The following is a 14,071-nucleotide window of genomic DNA, read 5'->3' as shown; positions in this document are numbered from 1 at the left end:
GCGCGAGTCCCCCGGCGGCCGCGCGGGACGGCCGCCGGGACGGGCGGTCAGTACCCGTAGGAATGCTGCTGGGGCTGATGCTCCCCGCCACCCTCGTGGTGATGGCCCTCGTGGTGGTGGCCCTCGTGGTGGTGGCCGTGGTCGTGATGTTCCCCTTCCTGCTGGCCGCCTTCCGTCACGGAGAGGGCGAGGTCCGGGAAGCTGCGCTCGACGATGCCGATCAGGACCTCGATGCGGTCCGCGGCATGGTCGGCCTTGGCCTGGAGCTCGTCGTACCGGCGGCGCAGCTCGTCCAGTTCGGTCCGCGCGGCGTCGCGCTCCTCCACCACGGTGCGATGCTCGTAACGCTGTTCGTCCAGCTTCTTCGACACGCTGTCGATCACCTGATCGATGCGCGCGAGGGCACTGTCCAGCTTCGATGCCTGGCTGTCGGAAGAATGCTGAAAATCGCTCATGCTGATCTGCTTTGCCTGTCTGAAGGTGCCCCTTGGCGCGGCCATTGATCGCGCGCGCCCGATACCGGGTCAACCCTATAATCGTCGCGGGTTTCGCTCGCCCGAACAAAGTCCCGACCAGACGGCCCAGGCGTTCTGGGGAGCGGCACCCAGCGCGGTGTTGTCGAAGACGCACCAGGCGGGCGCCGATGCGGAATCCCTTCGCAGGGCCGCTTCCACGGTGGCCAGCCGCTCCGGCCCGTAGTCGGTGTGATAAATCTCGGGCGAGCCGTGGAGCCGCCTGTAGACCAGCCCGCCCCATCCGCCCGGCGCCTCGCCGCCGGGAACCGCGACCGGATCGGCGGCCACGCGGGCCACGCGGAAGCGCTCCAGCAGGGCTTCCGGACCGTCGTTGAACCAGCTCGGGTGCCTGGGCTCGCAGGCGATGCCGCCGTCGAAACGATCGCGCAGGAGGGCGAAGAAATCCTCCGCGACGGCGCGGCGGAAAGCCAGGCTCGGCGGCAGCTGGACCAGCAGCGGCCCGAGGCGGTCGCCGAGTTCGCGGACCTCGCCCAGGAACCGGTCGAGCGGCTCGGCGGGATCTGCCAGCCGGCGCTCGTGGGTGATCAGCTTGGGCACCTTGACCGCGAATCGGAACCCGTCCGGGACCGAGGTTGCCCAGCGGGCATAGGTCTCGGGCTTGTGCGGCCGGTAGAAGGAACTGTTGATCTCCACCGCCGGCAGGCTGCGCGCGTAACGTTCCAGATGGCTTCCCTCGGCCGGGAAGAGGTTGGCGTGCCGGCTGGGGATCGACCAGCCGGCACACCCGACATAGACCGGATGCTGACCCATGCCGCCTCAACGGCGGTTCAGTACAGCAGGTTCCGGAACACCAGGGAGACGTCGGGCACGAAGGTGACGATCATCAGGCAGGCCAGGATCACCAGCACGAAGGGCACCAGCGGCCGGACGATCCGGTCGAGCGGGATGTTCGCGACCTGGCAGGCGGCGAACAGGTTGACCCCGAACGGCGGCGTGATCATGCCCATGGCGAGGTTGACCACCATCACGAGCCCGAAATGGATCGGATCGATCCCGAAATGGGCCGCGACGGGGGCCAGGATCGGGGCCAGCACGATGATCGCGGCCGAGGTCTCCACGAACATGCCGAGCACGAACAGGAAGGCGTTGACCGCCAGCAGGAACATGACCGCGCCGTCCATCGACTGCACCAGCCACTCGCCCACCGCGACCGGGATGCCCGCCCGGTTGATCAGGAAGCTGAAGAGGCCGGCCGTCGCGATGATGAACATGATGATCGCCGACGAGATGACGCTTTTCCGAAGGATCGGCCCCAGGTCGGCGATCCTGATCTCGCGGTAGATCACCAGCCCCACCACCAGGGCGTAGAAGACCGCGACCACCGACGCCTCGGTCGGGGTGAAGATGCCGCCATAGATGCCGCCGATGATCACGACCGGCATCAGGAGCGCCAGCGCGGAGCGCTTCGCGGCGGCGCCGATGCCCAGCCGGCCGTCCTGGTCGTCGCGGCCGTAGCCCTTGATGCGGCACCAGACATAGACGAAGGCCGTCAGGGCGCCGGCGATCAGGAGGCCCGGCCCGATCCCGGCGATGAACAGCTCGCCGATTGAGACTTCCGCCGAGACCGCGTAGAGGATCATCGGTATCGAGGGCGGAATGATCACCCCCAGCTCGGCCGAGGTCGCCTGGAGGGCCGCCGCGAAGGGGGCGGGATAGCCGTGCCTGACCATGGCCGGGATCAGGATCGCGCCGATCGCGAAGGTGGTGGCGACGCTGGACCCGGAGACGGCGGCGAAGATCATGCAGGTCAGCACGCAGGTGCAGGCGAGCCCGCCCTGGACGCCGCCGACGATCGACTTGGCGAAATCCACCAGCCGGGTCGAGATGCCGCCGACCTCCATCAGGTTGCCGGCCAGGATGAAGAAGGGGATCGCCGCCAGGGGATAGCGGTCGAGCGACACGAAGAGCTGCTGGGCGACCAGCAGCAGCGGCAGGTTGGTGAAACCCGCGATGCCGACGACGCTGGCGATGCCGATCGAGATGGCGATCGGGACGCTCAGCGAGAACAGCACCAGCATGGTGACGAGGATGGTCGTGCTCACCCGGCGGCTCCTTTGAGTTCCACGTCCCGCCGGTCGAAATAGTGGGCGACCACCGCCAGCAGCGAGAAGAAGGCGCCGACCGGCAGGGCGGCGTAGGCCCAGGCGATGGATATCTCCAGGCCGGCCAGGGTCTGGAAGCGGACGCGCCACGCCATCTGGACGCCGAACCACAGGATGACGCCCAGCAGGGCGAGGCTGTTGAGGGTGATGAAGCCGCGGAGCGCGGTTCGCCAGGGGCCGGAAGCCGCCCTGTAGGCGAGATCGACCGCCACCAGCGCGCCGTGCCGGAAGGCGATCGTGATGCCCAGGAACACCATCCAGATCAGGCAGGTGCGGGTGAGCGCCTCCGACCAGGTCGAGGGCTGCTCGAAGACGAAGCGGGTGACGACCTGGTAGAAGGCGGACGCCGCCGCCACCACCAGGCAGGCGGCGGCGGCGTGCCCGATCACCCGGTTGACCGCCCCCTCGATCGCCAGGAAGATCCGGATCATGGAGCGCGGCGATCAGGGCGTGTAGTTGCGGATGCGGTCGATGTTCTCCTTGCCGAACCGCTTGGAGTATTCCGCGTAGGCCGGCTCCAGCGCCTGCTGGAACTTGGTGCGGTCGACGTCGGTGATGACCTCCATCCCGGCCTTGCGCAGCTCGTCCACCCCGTTGGACTCGACCGCGGCGACCTTCTCCCGCATCGCCTTGGCGGCGACGGCGGCCGAGTCGCGGAACATCTGCTGCTCCTCGGCGGTCAGCCCGTCGAAGGTCGAGCGCGCCATCAGGATCATGGCCGGGGAATAGACGTGGCCGGTCAGCGTCAGGTACTTCTGGACCTGGGCGAACTTGGACGCGGTGATGACCGGGATCGGGTTCTCCTGCCCGTCCACGGTGCCCTGCTGGAGGGCGGTGAACACCTCCGTGAAGGCCATCGGCGTCGGCAGAACGCCGAGCTGGCGGAAGGCGGTCATGTGCACCTGGTTCTCCATGGTGCGGACCTTCAGCCCCTTGGCGTCGGCCGGATCGTTGATCGGGCGCTTGCTGTTGGTGATGTGGCGGAAGCCGTTCTCGCCCCAGGCCAGCGCCACGATCCCCTTGTCCGGGAACAGCTTGAGCATGTCCTGGCCGATCGGCCCGTCGAGCACGGCGCGGGCGTGGTCATAGTCCTTGAACAGGAACGGGATATCCACCACGGCCACTTCCGGCACGAAGTTGCCGACCGGGCCGGTCGAGGTGACCACCAGGTCGAGCGTGCCGATCTGGGCGCTCTCGATCATCTCGCGCTCAGCGCCGTTGGGCGTGGAGACGACCTTGAACTTGCCGTTGCTGCGCCGGGACAGCTCGTCGGCCAGGGTGGACGCCGCCACGCCGTAGTGCGAGGTGGCGGCCGTGGGGTGGCCGAGCTGGAGCGTCGTCTCCGCCCGGGCGGCCCCCGTCAGGGCCGACCCCGCCGTGAGCGCGAGGGCCAGGGCACCGGCCATCCAATATGTTACCTTCATGAGCGTGGAACCTCCCAGTCCATTTCCTTGACCGCACCCTCGATCGTCGTGTGGCGGCCCGAATCTTGCGGACAAGGTTTAGCAGCCGGGCGGAAAACTTCAATTCCCATCGCTCGGGCGACGGCAAGATATTTGCATTTGCGACGAGTTGATTAGACCATTTTGTTCAGTTTTTCTGGTACGATCTCCGAAAGGCCAAGTTCCCAGAGCATGCATCCCGTGGACAAGCACCCAATTCCCGCAGCAGACGACGACAAGCTGCGCGCCCTGATCGACACCGCCCCCGACGGCATCGTGATCATCGACCGGTTCGGCAGCATCCAGACCTGCAATTCGGCCGGCCTGCGGCTGTTCGGCTATGCCCCGGAGGAGGTGCTGGGCCGGAACGTCAGGATGCTGATGCCCGACCCCTACCGGGAGGAGCACGACGGCTACCTGCGGAACTATCGGGAGACGGGCCACCGCAAGATCATCGGCATCGGGCGCGAGGTCCAGGGCCGGCGCAAGGACGGATCGGTCTTCCCGATGGAGCTGTCGGTCGGCGAGGCCGGGGCGGACGAGGACCGCATCTTCATCGGCATCATCCGCGACATCACCGAGCGCAAGCAGCAGGAGGCCGTCCTGCGCGAGCGCAAGGCCCGGCTCACCTCCATCCTGGAGACGGTGCCCGACGCGATCATCGTGATCGACCAGCACGGCATCATCGAGTCGTTCAGTCCTGCCGCGGAACGGCTGTTCGGCTACGCCCCGGCGGAAGCCGTGGGGCGCAATGTCAGCATGCTGATGCCGGCCCCTTACCGCGCCGCCCACGACGGCTACATGGACCATTACCTGACGACCGGGGAGAAGCGGATCATCGGGATCGGCCGGGTGGTCGTCGGCCAGCGGGCGGACGGCACCACCTTCCCGATGGACCTGGCGGTGGGCGAGGTCACCCTGGCGGGACGCCGGCTGTTCACCGGATTCGTCCGCGACCTGACGGAGCACCAGCACGCCGAGAAGCGGTTGCAGGACCTTCAGTCGGAGCTGCTGCACGTCTCCCGCTTCAGCGCCATGGGCCAGATGTCCTCGACCCTGGCCCACGAGCTGAACCAGCCCCTGACCGCCATCACCAACTATGTCAAGGCGTGCCGCCGCATGATGGACGCGGCGGAGCACAAGCCGGGCGTGAAGGTGCTGGAGACCATGGACAAGGCGGTCGCCCAGGCGACCCGCGCCGGGCAGATCATCCGCCGCATGCGGGACTTCATCGAGAAGGGCCAGACCGACCGCACGGCCGAGCCGATCAACAAGGTGATCGAGGAGGCGAGCGCCCTTGCGCTGGTGGGCGCCAAGCAGGAGAATATCCGGGTACACTTCGACCTCGCGCCGGACGCGCCGGCGGTCTGGATCGACAAGATCCAGATCCAGCAGGTGGTCCTGAACCTGGTGCGGAACGCCATGGAGTCGCTTGCCCTGAGCCCCGTCCGCGACCTGACCATCGCCACGGCGATTACCCACGACGACCTGGTCGAGGTCTGCGTGAGCGATACCGGGCCGGGCCTGGCCCCGGTGGTGGCGGCCAACCTGTTCCAGCCCTTCGTGACCACCAAGGAGAAGGGAATGGGCCTGGGCCTGTCGATCTGCCGCTCGATCATAGATGCCCATGGCGGGCGCCTGTGGGTCACGCCCAACCCGGGAGGGGGCGTGACCTTCCACTTCACGGTGGAGGTTGCCCGCCCGGAGAACTCGGATGATGCCTGAACACGGTCGGCCGGGAACCGTCGTAGTGGTCGACGACGACGACGCGGTCCGCGACTCCCTTCAGATCCTGCTCGAATCCGCCGGATTCACGGTGGAAGCCTTCGCCTCCCCGGTGGAATTCCTCGCCTCGCCGGCCCCGGCCGAGGCCGGCTGCCTGCTGGTCGATGTCCGGATGCCGGAGATGGACGGCATCCAGGTGCAGGAGACGCTGAACGCCGGCAACAGCCAGCTTCCCGTCATCGTCATGACCGGCCACGCCGACGTTCCCCTGGCGGTCCGGGCGATGAAGGCGGGGGCGGTCGATTTCGTCGAGAAGCCGTTCGACGACGAGGCGATCATCGAGACCGTGCGCCGCGCCCTCCAGCTCCGCCCCGCCGCGAACCCGGAGGTCGCCCAGCGGATCGCGCAGCTTACCCCGCGCGAGCGCGAGGTGCTGGAAGGGCTGGTGGCCGGCCATGCCAACAAGGTGATCGCGTACGAGCTGGACATCAGCCCGCGCACGGTGGAGATCCATCGGGCGCGGGTGATGGAGAAGATGCAGGCCCGGAGCCTGTCCCAGCTTGTCCGGATGGCGCTGGAGGCCGGCATCGCGCCGCCGGGGGCGTGAGGGGCCGGCGGCGCGCGAGGGGTCAGGGGTCAGGGTTGGGGGTCAGGCGTCGAAGCGGCCGGCGGTCAGCAGGTCCAGGATGACGGCCCCTCCCCCGATTATGTCATCATGTGTATCATTCGCCAGGGCGGTTACCCGTCGGGTCGGGGGTTGAGCGGCGGATTCTCCAACGCTGCTCCCCCCTCCTGATGTCAGCAAATGTCATCATTCGCCCTGTCTCAGTCCAGGGGTTCACTCCAGCGGTCCAGCACGGTGATAGCCGTGTGGCGACAGATGCCGGGGACGGGCCGAAGCACTCCCCCTTCATCATGACCGGACTTGATCCACGGCTGTCCGGCACGGTACTTGCTCATCAACCATTGGGAACGTTACTAACGATCGTTTTCTCTTCCGGTTCGTCATCCGCGGGCTTGACCCGTGGATCTCAAGGCACGGAGGCTCCGATGCTTCCCGTGAAAGATGGCCGGGTCAAGTCCGGCCATGACGAAAATGGAGTAATTTTACCTGAGATTAACCCTTTCGTAGCGCAAGGCAATTACCGTGCCGGACAGCCGTGGACTTGATCCGCTTATCCACGCGCGAACTCCATTGCGTTGGTTTGCGTGTGGATACGCGGACCATGTCCGTGGATGGAGCAAAAGCCACGCCGCATACTGCCCTTAGTTCGGGTAGAGCAAAGCGGCACCCGACATAAGCCGGCGCGCTGGTGTCGGGTGCCGCTTTGCTCTACCCGACCTGCATTTTCCGGCGAACCAGCAGTTGCTGTTCACGCGGCGGCGAGCGATTACCGACGGTAAGCCACCCTGGCGTAACGTCAGCAAGTGTCATCATCCGCCACGGCCGGCCCCCGCCAGGGCGCGGGTGGGCTTCTGGCGATAGGTTCCTCCTCCTGCCTCATGCGCGGGCTTGACCCGCGCATCCACGTGCGAACGTGCGCGACGGAGTTCGCGCGTGGATGCGCGGATCAAGTCCGCGCATGATGAAAAGGGAGTGCCGCTGCCCGCCTGCAGGGTTGACGCCGACCCCGGCCGGGGCGCGGGTGGTCTTCCGGCGACAGGCGCCTCCTTCCACCTCATGCGCGGGCTTGACCCGCGCATCCACGCGCAAACCGGCGTGATGGAGTCCGCGCATGACGAAAAGGGAGTGTTGCCGCTGGCACTCGACGCACTTGGGCGGGAGGCGATCACCGCTCCGGACAGCCGTACCAGTCGTCGGGCCGACAGCGGGTTGAGTTGGAGAGTTCGCCCCCCGGGGTGATGTAAACAAACGTCATGATCCGTGGGTACCCGGCGCAGGGCATCCGCGACGGAACGGGACCGCCCCGGCTTGTTTCTTATTCACGCTTCAAAGATCCCGGTCGCGATGGCACTCACGGTACCGGCGCAGTGTATAGGCATTTATGCTGAAACGCCAGCGAACAGGCAGGCGGAGCGGTTTCGGATCGGGCGGGCGCGGACCATCCCGGCGCGTTGCAGCCGACCCGCCCGGGCCTCATTCGCCGCTTGCGCGGATCTGCTCCTGTAGCTGCCGTATTGCCACCACCCGGTTCTGCCAACGAAGTTTTTCGGCGGCTGCGGCAGCTTCATCAAGCACGGTCAGCGCGGCTTCGCGGTTGCTGGAAACGGCAAGGAGTTGCCCGAAATAGAATGCTACTTCAGCCAGGAAGTCGGCCTGCCCAAGATGGCGGGAAATGGCAAAGCTTTCCGCCAGCTCGTCGGCAATGATCTTCAAATTTTCTTGATCGTATACTCCACGCTTAGTCCGAAGCATAGCGCACGGGTAAAGCATGTATGCAAAGTTGTGGATTTCTCCCATTTGCTGAGAAATTGGCAAAACTTCCTCGCGGCGGATGCGCAGCGCCTCGTCGAACTCGCCGCGCGCCTGGAGGATGTCGGCGATCTTGCCCAGGGTTACAGCTCGCTCGTGCATGTAGCCCAACTTCTCAAAATGCCGCTTCACCTCATTGAGCAGGCGTTCAGCCTCGACTAGGTCTCCGACTTGACGGAATCGCTCAGCGGCTTGAGTCAGCAGCATAGCATGGGTGGAGATGTCATCCTTGGGCGCGGCCAGGGCGCGGTCCAGCAGCTCATCCAGCGCCGCCGCTTCACCAAGCCGGTCCGCGCACAGAACTCCAAGAAGGAGCAGGTGAAGGGAAGGAGTTAAATTTCGGTCATCCGTTGCGGCCCAATCTATGGTTGAACGCCGCCTCAGATGCGGAGGTCGGGAAAGACGTCGCCCGGGGTGCGGGCATCGATCAGCCGGTCCATGAGGGCGTCGAGCTGTTCGGCCGTCGCGCTTTCGATCAGGCGCTCCGCGCCGCCCGGCAAGGCACCGAACCGGCGGGTGAACTGGCGCCGGAGCATCGCCGCCCGGCCAGCCGCCATTCCCTCGGCTTTTCCCTGTATGATGCCTTTGGCTACTCCCTCCGTGATGCCTTCGGCCTTGCCTTCGGCCCTGCCCTCCGCGACGCCTTTGGCGAGCAGTTCCTGTTCCCACTTCCTGATGCGGTCCGCCAGCATGCCCTGAACCTCCTCGATATCCATCGACACCGTCGCGGCCTCCGGGCCGCCGACCAGTCCCCTGACCGCGTTCTCCACCACCTCGCCGAACGCCAGCCGCAGCGTCGCGTGGCCCGGATGCCCGGCGAACCACGCCACCGCTTGGCTGACCAGTCCGGGCAGGTCGTCCGGCCGGTCGCAGGTCTCGATCCGGAACAGCAGCGCCACCAGGCTGTCGTGCCGGGCCAGGTCTTCGGCGCGCAGCCGGTTCTCGTCGATCAGATGGTAGCGGACCTGCGGCTGCCAAGGCCAGAGGGGCGAGTCCTTCGGCAGGGCGATCAGCTCGGTCGTGTCGGCAGGGCCGGTCCAGCGGGCTTCGCCGCAGTACAGCACGATCGGCAGTAGCGGCGGCAGCCGGCCGCCCTGGGCCAGCGCGGCCTCGGCGACGAGTTGCTGCCACAGCAGGCCGGCATAGACCTGCACCCGCACCGGCATGAACCTCTCTGGGGTCCCCTGGAACTCCAGCATCAGGTAGATGTGGACCATCTCTCCGGAAAGCGTCGGCACCCGCCAGACCATGTCGCCCTCGCGCCGGTCGCCGCGGGCGGCGTGGAACTTGGCGTTGACCCGTTCGAGCCGGGAGAAGTCGAGCATGTCCGCGATCCCGGCGGGCAGGAAGCCGCGCACCAGCTGCTCGATCATCACCGGGTCGGAGAACAGGCGGTGGTACAGGGAGTCGGGGGCTGGCATCGTCGCGGGCACCGGAAAGGGAAAGCTCGCGCTTCAGGCAGCACACTCCCGCAACCACTCGCAACCTCCGGCAGGCCGCTGCGACCTTCTGACCCGGGCCGGTGCCCTGGAAACCCGGCGGCCCGCCGGAAAGCCATCACCCTTGGATCAGGAGTAGACCGGCTCCAGCTTTCCGAACAGCGTCCAGAAGGACGGCGGGGTGCGGCCGGAGAGCTTGTCGGCGAGGATCGACAAGTGGCTGTGCCAGCCGGCGCCGACATTGGTCATGGAACGGGCGTCGGGCAGCCGGCTGTGGGTCAGGATGAGGCGTACTCCCTCCCCTTCCTCGGCCAGTTCGAAAGTCACTTCGGACGGCTCCTCGGTCCCGCCGCCCCAGGTGATCGCCAGCAGGCGGGGCGGTTCGAAGCGGGTTATCTGGTGGGCGGTGGTTATTCCGGCATCGTAACGGTGGAACCTCTCGGGCGTGGGAATGCGTACGGGTGACAGGCCGCTGTTGTCGAAATGGAGGGAGAAGGCGGTGCCGGCGCGGGGCTCCATCTCGCCGGAGGCCAGCCATTGGCCGCGCTTCTCGGACTCGGTCAGGTAGGCCCAGACCCGCTCGATCGGGCCGGGCAGCAGGCGCTCGAACCGGATCGTTCCGGGTTCGACGATGGTCCCCATGCCGTCGGGGATCGTTTCAGGCGCGGTTTGTTCTGCGGCGGTCATTCGCTTCCTCCTCGGTCGGTGGTCTCTTCGGTGGGTTCGGCCTTGAGCAGGGCTTCCAGGGCGTCGAGACGGCCGGACCAGAAGCGCTCGTAGAAGCGGATCCAGTCCTGCGCGGCGACCAGAGGCGCCGGCTCGATGCGGCAGACATGCGCCCTGCCCCGCACCTGGCGGCGGACCAGCCCGGCGCGTTCCAGCACGCGGACATGCTTGGACGCCGCCTCCAGCGACATGGAGAAGGGGGCGGCCAGTTCGCCGATCCGGCGTTCGCCCGATGCCAGATCGCGCAGCATCGCCCGCCGCGTGGGGTCGGCCAGGGCCTGGAACACGAGATCAAGGTTCGTCGTCTCTCGTTCAACCATGTGGTTGAGTTAAGTCGGTCGGCGCCGGAATGTCAACCGATTCGTTGAGTATGGCGGGGCACTAGGGGTTATTGCGTATTTATCGCCGGGGCGGTCGGGCTTATCTTGCCCCTACGAAGCGCGACGGCAGCCGATGAAGTCGCGATTCAACGTCCGACCGCGGGAGGCTGGGGTGAGTGCGCAGTATAATCGGACGGTCTTCCTGGTCGATGACGACGAACCCGTGCGGGACTCGCTGAAGACCCTGCTGGAATCCTACTGCATGCCGGTCGAAGACTATCCTTCCTGCCCCGAATTCCTTGAGCACTTCAAGGCGGAGGATGGCGGATGCCTGGTGTTGGACCTGCATCTGCCGGTGATGAGCGGCCTTGAATTCATGGAGACCTACGGCACCCGGCTCAAAGACATGCCGGTGATCCTGATCACCGGACGCGGAGACCCCGCCACCAAGGCGCGGGCGCTGGAGGCGGGGGTGCTGGCCTTCGTCGAGAAGCCGTTCGAGGACGAGATCCTGGTCGAGATGATCCGGACCGCGCTTACCCGGCCGACCCGTCACTGAGACCGGCCGGAAAAGCGCCGCCGGTCAGAAGCGCAGCTTCAGCCTGCCCATGATCCGTTCGTAATCGTCACCGAAGCCGTAGGACACGCCCAGCTCGACCCGGTCGAAGCGGAAGCGACCGGCCGTCGCCGCCTTGGCGAGGCTGACGGTGACCTCGTCGAACGCCTCGACGAACAGGTCGTCGCCGAGATACCGGCTGTCCACGAACGACGCCGTCACGCTCAGCGGGGCCACGCTGTCGGTCAGGTCCCGCGACACCGAGATCCCGTTGCGCAGGATGACGTTGGTCAGGTCGTAATCGATGTCGTAGTCGCCGACCGATACGCCGGTCGCCCGGTAGACGCCCGCCATGTTGCCCAGCCCGAACCGCCAGCCGCCCCAGTCCCAGCGGAAGTCGCTGGTCAGCGATCCGGAATAGACCACCGCCGCGGCGCCCATGTCGATCGACCCGGCGACGCCGGCCCGGACCGCCGGGGTCAGCGACCAGGAGTCGGTCAGCGGCACCCGGACGCCGATGCCGAGCGATCCGGACAGGGAGTCGGAGTCGCCGGTCCGGATCCAGTTGACCGGCAGGTCGAACAGGACGGCGGTGTCGGACCCGTCGAAGTTGAGGCGGTAGGACAGCGCGCCGGTCACCCGGTCCTGGTCGTAGCCGCCCGGGGCCGTGCCCCGCCCGCCCTCGACCGTGAAGCCGAACAGGTCGGTGCCGCCCTCGCCGCCGGAGTGGCCGAGCGCGTCGGTGCCCTGGGCAAAGTCGGCTGCACCCATCAGCGACATCAGGCTGTCCGGGTTGCCGGCCACCGGATCGATCGCGGTCTCCCGGACGGCGGCCTGGAGGATGCTGGTGACGTCGCTGGCCCCCTGCCCCTTGAAGTAGTCGGATAGGGCGTCCTCCGCCTCGTCGCGGGTGGCGCCGGTGAAGGTCCGCTCGATCCCCGCGGCGGGCACCTTCAGCACCAGGTCGGCCCCGGCGCCCGGATACTCGATCGTAGCGCCCAGGCCCCGCAGGTTGAAGACGGCGGTGGCGGGGGCGTTGTCGGAATAGCTCGGCAGGAGGTTTCTCAGGCTGGTGCCCGAGACGCTGTCGATGGCATCCTCGATGCTTTTGTAGCTGTAGGTCCTGCTCTCGCCGTTGGCGCTCAGCGTGGCGACGAAAGCGTCCGCCGCCCCGGCGCCCGAGGCCGGCACCAAGACCAGCGGCAGCAGTACCAGCGGCAGCAGCGCCGTCGAGACGGCCATCGGGGCCGCCGGAATACCTGACCTGTTCACCCAAACCCTCGCGATCCACAATGGGCGGGTCGCCTGCCGCCCGCCGTGGCGAGGGAATAGGATAAAGTAGTTAATTAGCCATTAAGGTTAATCCGGAGGAGCCGTAGGTCGGCCTCGGCCGAAGGCTGACGCCGACAGCGTGGCCGAAGAGTCGAAGCGGGGTGTCGGCGTTCGCCCTGGCGGGCGACGGCCGACCTACGGTAGAGCGACGCGGCGGATCGATGGAGAGCACCGTGCGGGAATTCTACTCGCTCTTCGACTGGGGGTTTTCCGAGAGCTCCATGATCAGGCTGGTGGTCAGGTAGAGCCGCGGGGCGATGCTGGACAGTTCGACGTATTCCTCGGGCGAATGCAGGCCGGCGCCGACGACGCCCATGGTCTCCAGCACGGCGGGCTTGGGGCTGTCGGGGACGTAGGCGTAGCCGGCATCGGTGCCGAAGCGCATGGCGACCGGCTCGACGGTCTGGCCGATCCGGCCGTAAAGCTGTTTCGCGAGGGCGGCCAACTGTTCGGAGCCCGGATTCCTCGCCAGCGGCGGGCGTCCCTTCTCGATGCGGAACGACACTTCGGTGTCGGGGATCAGCTTGTCCGCTATGATCCGCCGGCCGTCGGCCAGGACGCGGTCGTACTCGGTCAGGTCGGAATAGCGCATGTCGGCTTCGGCGGAGGCGGCCGGCGGGATTATGTTCCGCTTCTCCCCGCCCTTGACGATGGTCCAGTTGACCGTGGTGCCCTTCGCCGGATCGCCCAGGTCCTTGAGCCGGACGATCTGGTGGGCCAGCTCGGTGACGGCGTTGCGCCCCTCCTCGGGAGCGGAGCCGGCGTGCGACGCCCTGCCCTTCACGTCCAGATAGACCGTGTTGATGCCGTTGGTCGCGGTCGTGACGGCATCCTTGTCCGGCGGCTCGTAGGAGAAGACGTAGTCCTGCCCGCGCGCCAGGTCGGCGATCATCTTCTTCGATCCGCCCGAGCCCATCTCCTCGTCCGGGTTGAACAGGACGGTGATCGAGCCGTAGCGGTCGAAGCCCTGGTCGCGCAGCAGTTTCAGCGAATGCAGGATCATGGCGAGACCGCCCTTGGCGTCGGCGACGCCCGGCCCGTGGACCCGCTCGCCATCGACCCGGAAGGGACGTTCCGCGGCCGTGCCGGGTCCGAACACCGTGTCGTAATGGACCATCAGCAGGAACTTCGCCTCTCCCGACCCTTTCAGGGTGCCGACGATGTTGTTGCCGGCGGACGGCTGCGCCGGCGTGACCTCGACCTCGGCGCCGAGGGCCTTCAGGCGCTCCACCAGGATGCCTTCGACCTTGGACAGCCCTTCCGCGTTGCCGGTGCCGGAATCGATGGAGACAAGCTCTTCCAGGGTCGTCAGGAACTCCGGCCTCTCGGACTCCGCGCGCTTCAGCAGGTCTTCGGCCGGCTTCTCCGCCGCTTGGCCGGCACCGGGGACTCCGAAGGACGAAACTCCGATGGACGACAGGGCGATCGCCGCCGCGAAGGTTGCAGGCCGCATGAGCAT

General features: G+C 67.0%; 15 protein-coding genes. 4 read left to right on the top strand and 11 right to left on the bottom strand.

Annotated features, from left to right (window positions below):
- Positions 1-47 precede the first annotated feature (47 nt).
- The 5 genes from IGS68_RS08055 to IGS68_RS08035 form a co-directional block, all read right to left on the bottom strand.
- Positions 48-455 carry a hypothetical protein gene (locus tag IGS68_RS08055; protein WP_201078764.1) on the bottom strand — a complete coding sequence of 136 codons (408 nt, stop codon included), beginning with the start codon at positions 453-455 and terminating at the stop codon, positions 48-50.
- Between the two features lie 75 nt (positions 456-530).
- Positions 531-1,286 (bottom strand): DUF72 domain-containing protein, encoded by a 756-nt coding sequence (locus IGS68_RS08050; RefSeq protein ID WP_201078762.1) that lies wholly within the window; start codon positions 1,284-1,286, stop codon positions 531-533.
- Between the two features lie 17 nt (positions 1,287-1,303).
- Complete coding sequence (locus IGS68_RS08045) at positions 1,304-2,578, bottom strand: TRAP transporter large permease (RefSeq protein WP_201078760.1); 1,275 nt, start codon at positions 2,576-2,578, stop codon at positions 1,304-1,306.
- Positions 2,575-3,069 (bottom strand): TRAP transporter small permease, encoded by a 495-nt coding sequence (locus IGS68_RS08040; RefSeq protein WP_201078758.1) that lies wholly within the window; start codon positions 3,067-3,069, stop codon positions 2,575-2,577. Before IGS68_RS08040 ends, IGS68_RS08045 begins: the two co-directional genes overlap by 4 nt.
- A 12-nt stretch (positions 3,070-3,081) precedes the next feature.
- Complete coding sequence (locus tag IGS68_RS08035) at positions 3,082-4,062, bottom strand: TRAP transporter substrate-binding protein (RefSeq protein WP_247881229.1); 981 nt, start codon at positions 4,060-4,062, stop codon at positions 3,082-3,084.
- Positions 4,063-4,281: 219 nt separating this feature from the next.
- On the opposite strand from IGS68_RS08035, the gene IGS68_RS08030 reads away from it, so the two are divergent.
- Together IGS68_RS08030 and fixJ are read left to right on the top strand one after the other, a co-directional pair.
- A complete protein-coding gene (locus IGS68_RS08030) occupies positions 4,282-5,805 on the top strand; it encodes a PAS domain-containing sensor histidine kinase (RefSeq protein ID WP_247881228.1) in 1,524 nt (507 codons plus the stop codon).
- Entirely contained in the window at positions 5,795-6,412 is a 618-nt protein-coding gene (fixJ, locus tag IGS68_RS08025; RefSeq protein ID WP_201078754.1) for a response regulator FixJ, read from the top strand. The genes IGS68_RS08030 and fixJ overlap by 11 nt, the downstream gene beginning before the upstream one ends.
- A gap of 1,491 nt (positions 6,413-7,903) precedes the next feature.
- On the opposite strand, the gene IGS68_RS08020 is transcribed toward fixJ, so the two are convergent.
- Positions 7,904-8,446, bottom strand: coding sequence for a hypothetical protein (locus IGS68_RS08020; protein WP_201078752.1), 543 nt, complete (start codon positions 8,444-8,446; stop codon positions 7,904-7,906).
- 3 nt (positions 8,447-8,449) lie between these two features.
- On the opposite strand from IGS68_RS08020, the gene IGS68_RS35920 reads away from it, so the two are divergent.
- Positions 8,450-8,575 (top strand): hypothetical protein, encoded by a 126-nt coding sequence (locus IGS68_RS35920; protein WP_256445756.1) that lies wholly within the window; start codon positions 8,450-8,452, stop codon positions 8,573-8,575.
- A 44-nt stretch (positions 8,576-8,619) separates the two neighbouring features.
- On the opposite strand, the gene IGS68_RS08015 is transcribed toward IGS68_RS35920, so the two are convergent.
- From IGS68_RS08015 to IGS68_RS08005, 3 genes are all read right to left on the bottom strand, one after another.
- Positions 8,620-9,660, bottom strand: a complete 1,041-nt coding sequence (locus tag IGS68_RS08015; protein ID WP_201078750.1) for an Rpn family recombination-promoting nuclease/putative transposase — start codon at positions 9,658-9,660, stop codon at positions 8,620-8,622.
- A gap of 147 nt (positions 9,661-9,807) precedes the next feature.
- Positions 9,808-10,365 carry an SRPBCC family protein gene (locus IGS68_RS08010; protein ID WP_201078748.1) on the bottom strand — a complete coding sequence of 186 codons (558 nt, stop codon included), beginning with the start codon at positions 10,363-10,365 and terminating at the stop codon, positions 9,808-9,810.
- Positions 10,362-10,724, bottom strand: a complete 363-nt coding sequence (locus IGS68_RS08005) for an ArsR/SmtB family transcription factor (protein ID WP_201078746.1) — start codon at positions 10,722-10,724, stop codon at positions 10,362-10,364. Before IGS68_RS08005 ends, IGS68_RS08010 begins: the two co-directional genes overlap by 4 nt.
- A 172-nt stretch (positions 10,725-10,896) precedes the next feature.
- Between IGS68_RS08005 and IGS68_RS08000 the strand changes: the two genes are divergently transcribed.
- The gene (locus IGS68_RS08000; RefSeq protein WP_247881227.1) at positions 10,897-11,283 is read left to right on the top strand and encodes a response regulator transcription factor; all 387 of its coding nucleotides are present in this window, start codon (positions 10,897-10,899) and stop codon (positions 11,281-11,283) included.
- 24 nt (positions 11,284-11,307) lie between these two features.
- On the opposite strand, the gene IGS68_RS07995 is transcribed toward IGS68_RS08000, so the two are convergent.
- Both IGS68_RS07995 and IGS68_RS07990 read right to left on the bottom strand, forming a co-directional pair.
- On the bottom strand, positions 11,308-12,522 hold the full coding sequence (locus tag IGS68_RS07995; protein WP_201078742.1) for a hypothetical protein: 1,215 nt from the start codon (positions 12,520-12,522) through the stop codon (positions 11,308-11,310).
- Between the two features lie 274 nt (positions 12,523-12,796).
- Complete coding sequence (locus IGS68_RS07990; RefSeq protein WP_201078740.1) at positions 12,797-14,071, bottom strand: M20/M25/M40 family metallo-hydrolase; 1,275 nt, start codon at positions 14,069-14,071, stop codon at positions 12,797-12,799.

The organism is Skermanella sp. TT6, assembly GCF_016653635.2.
Classification (GTDB): Bacteria; Pseudomonadota; Alphaproteobacteria; order Azospirillales; family Azospirillaceae; genus Skermanella; species Skermanella cutis.
The sequence above is the reverse complement of the archived record's forward strand: the minus strand, read 5'-3'. Positions and strand labels throughout refer to the sequence as shown.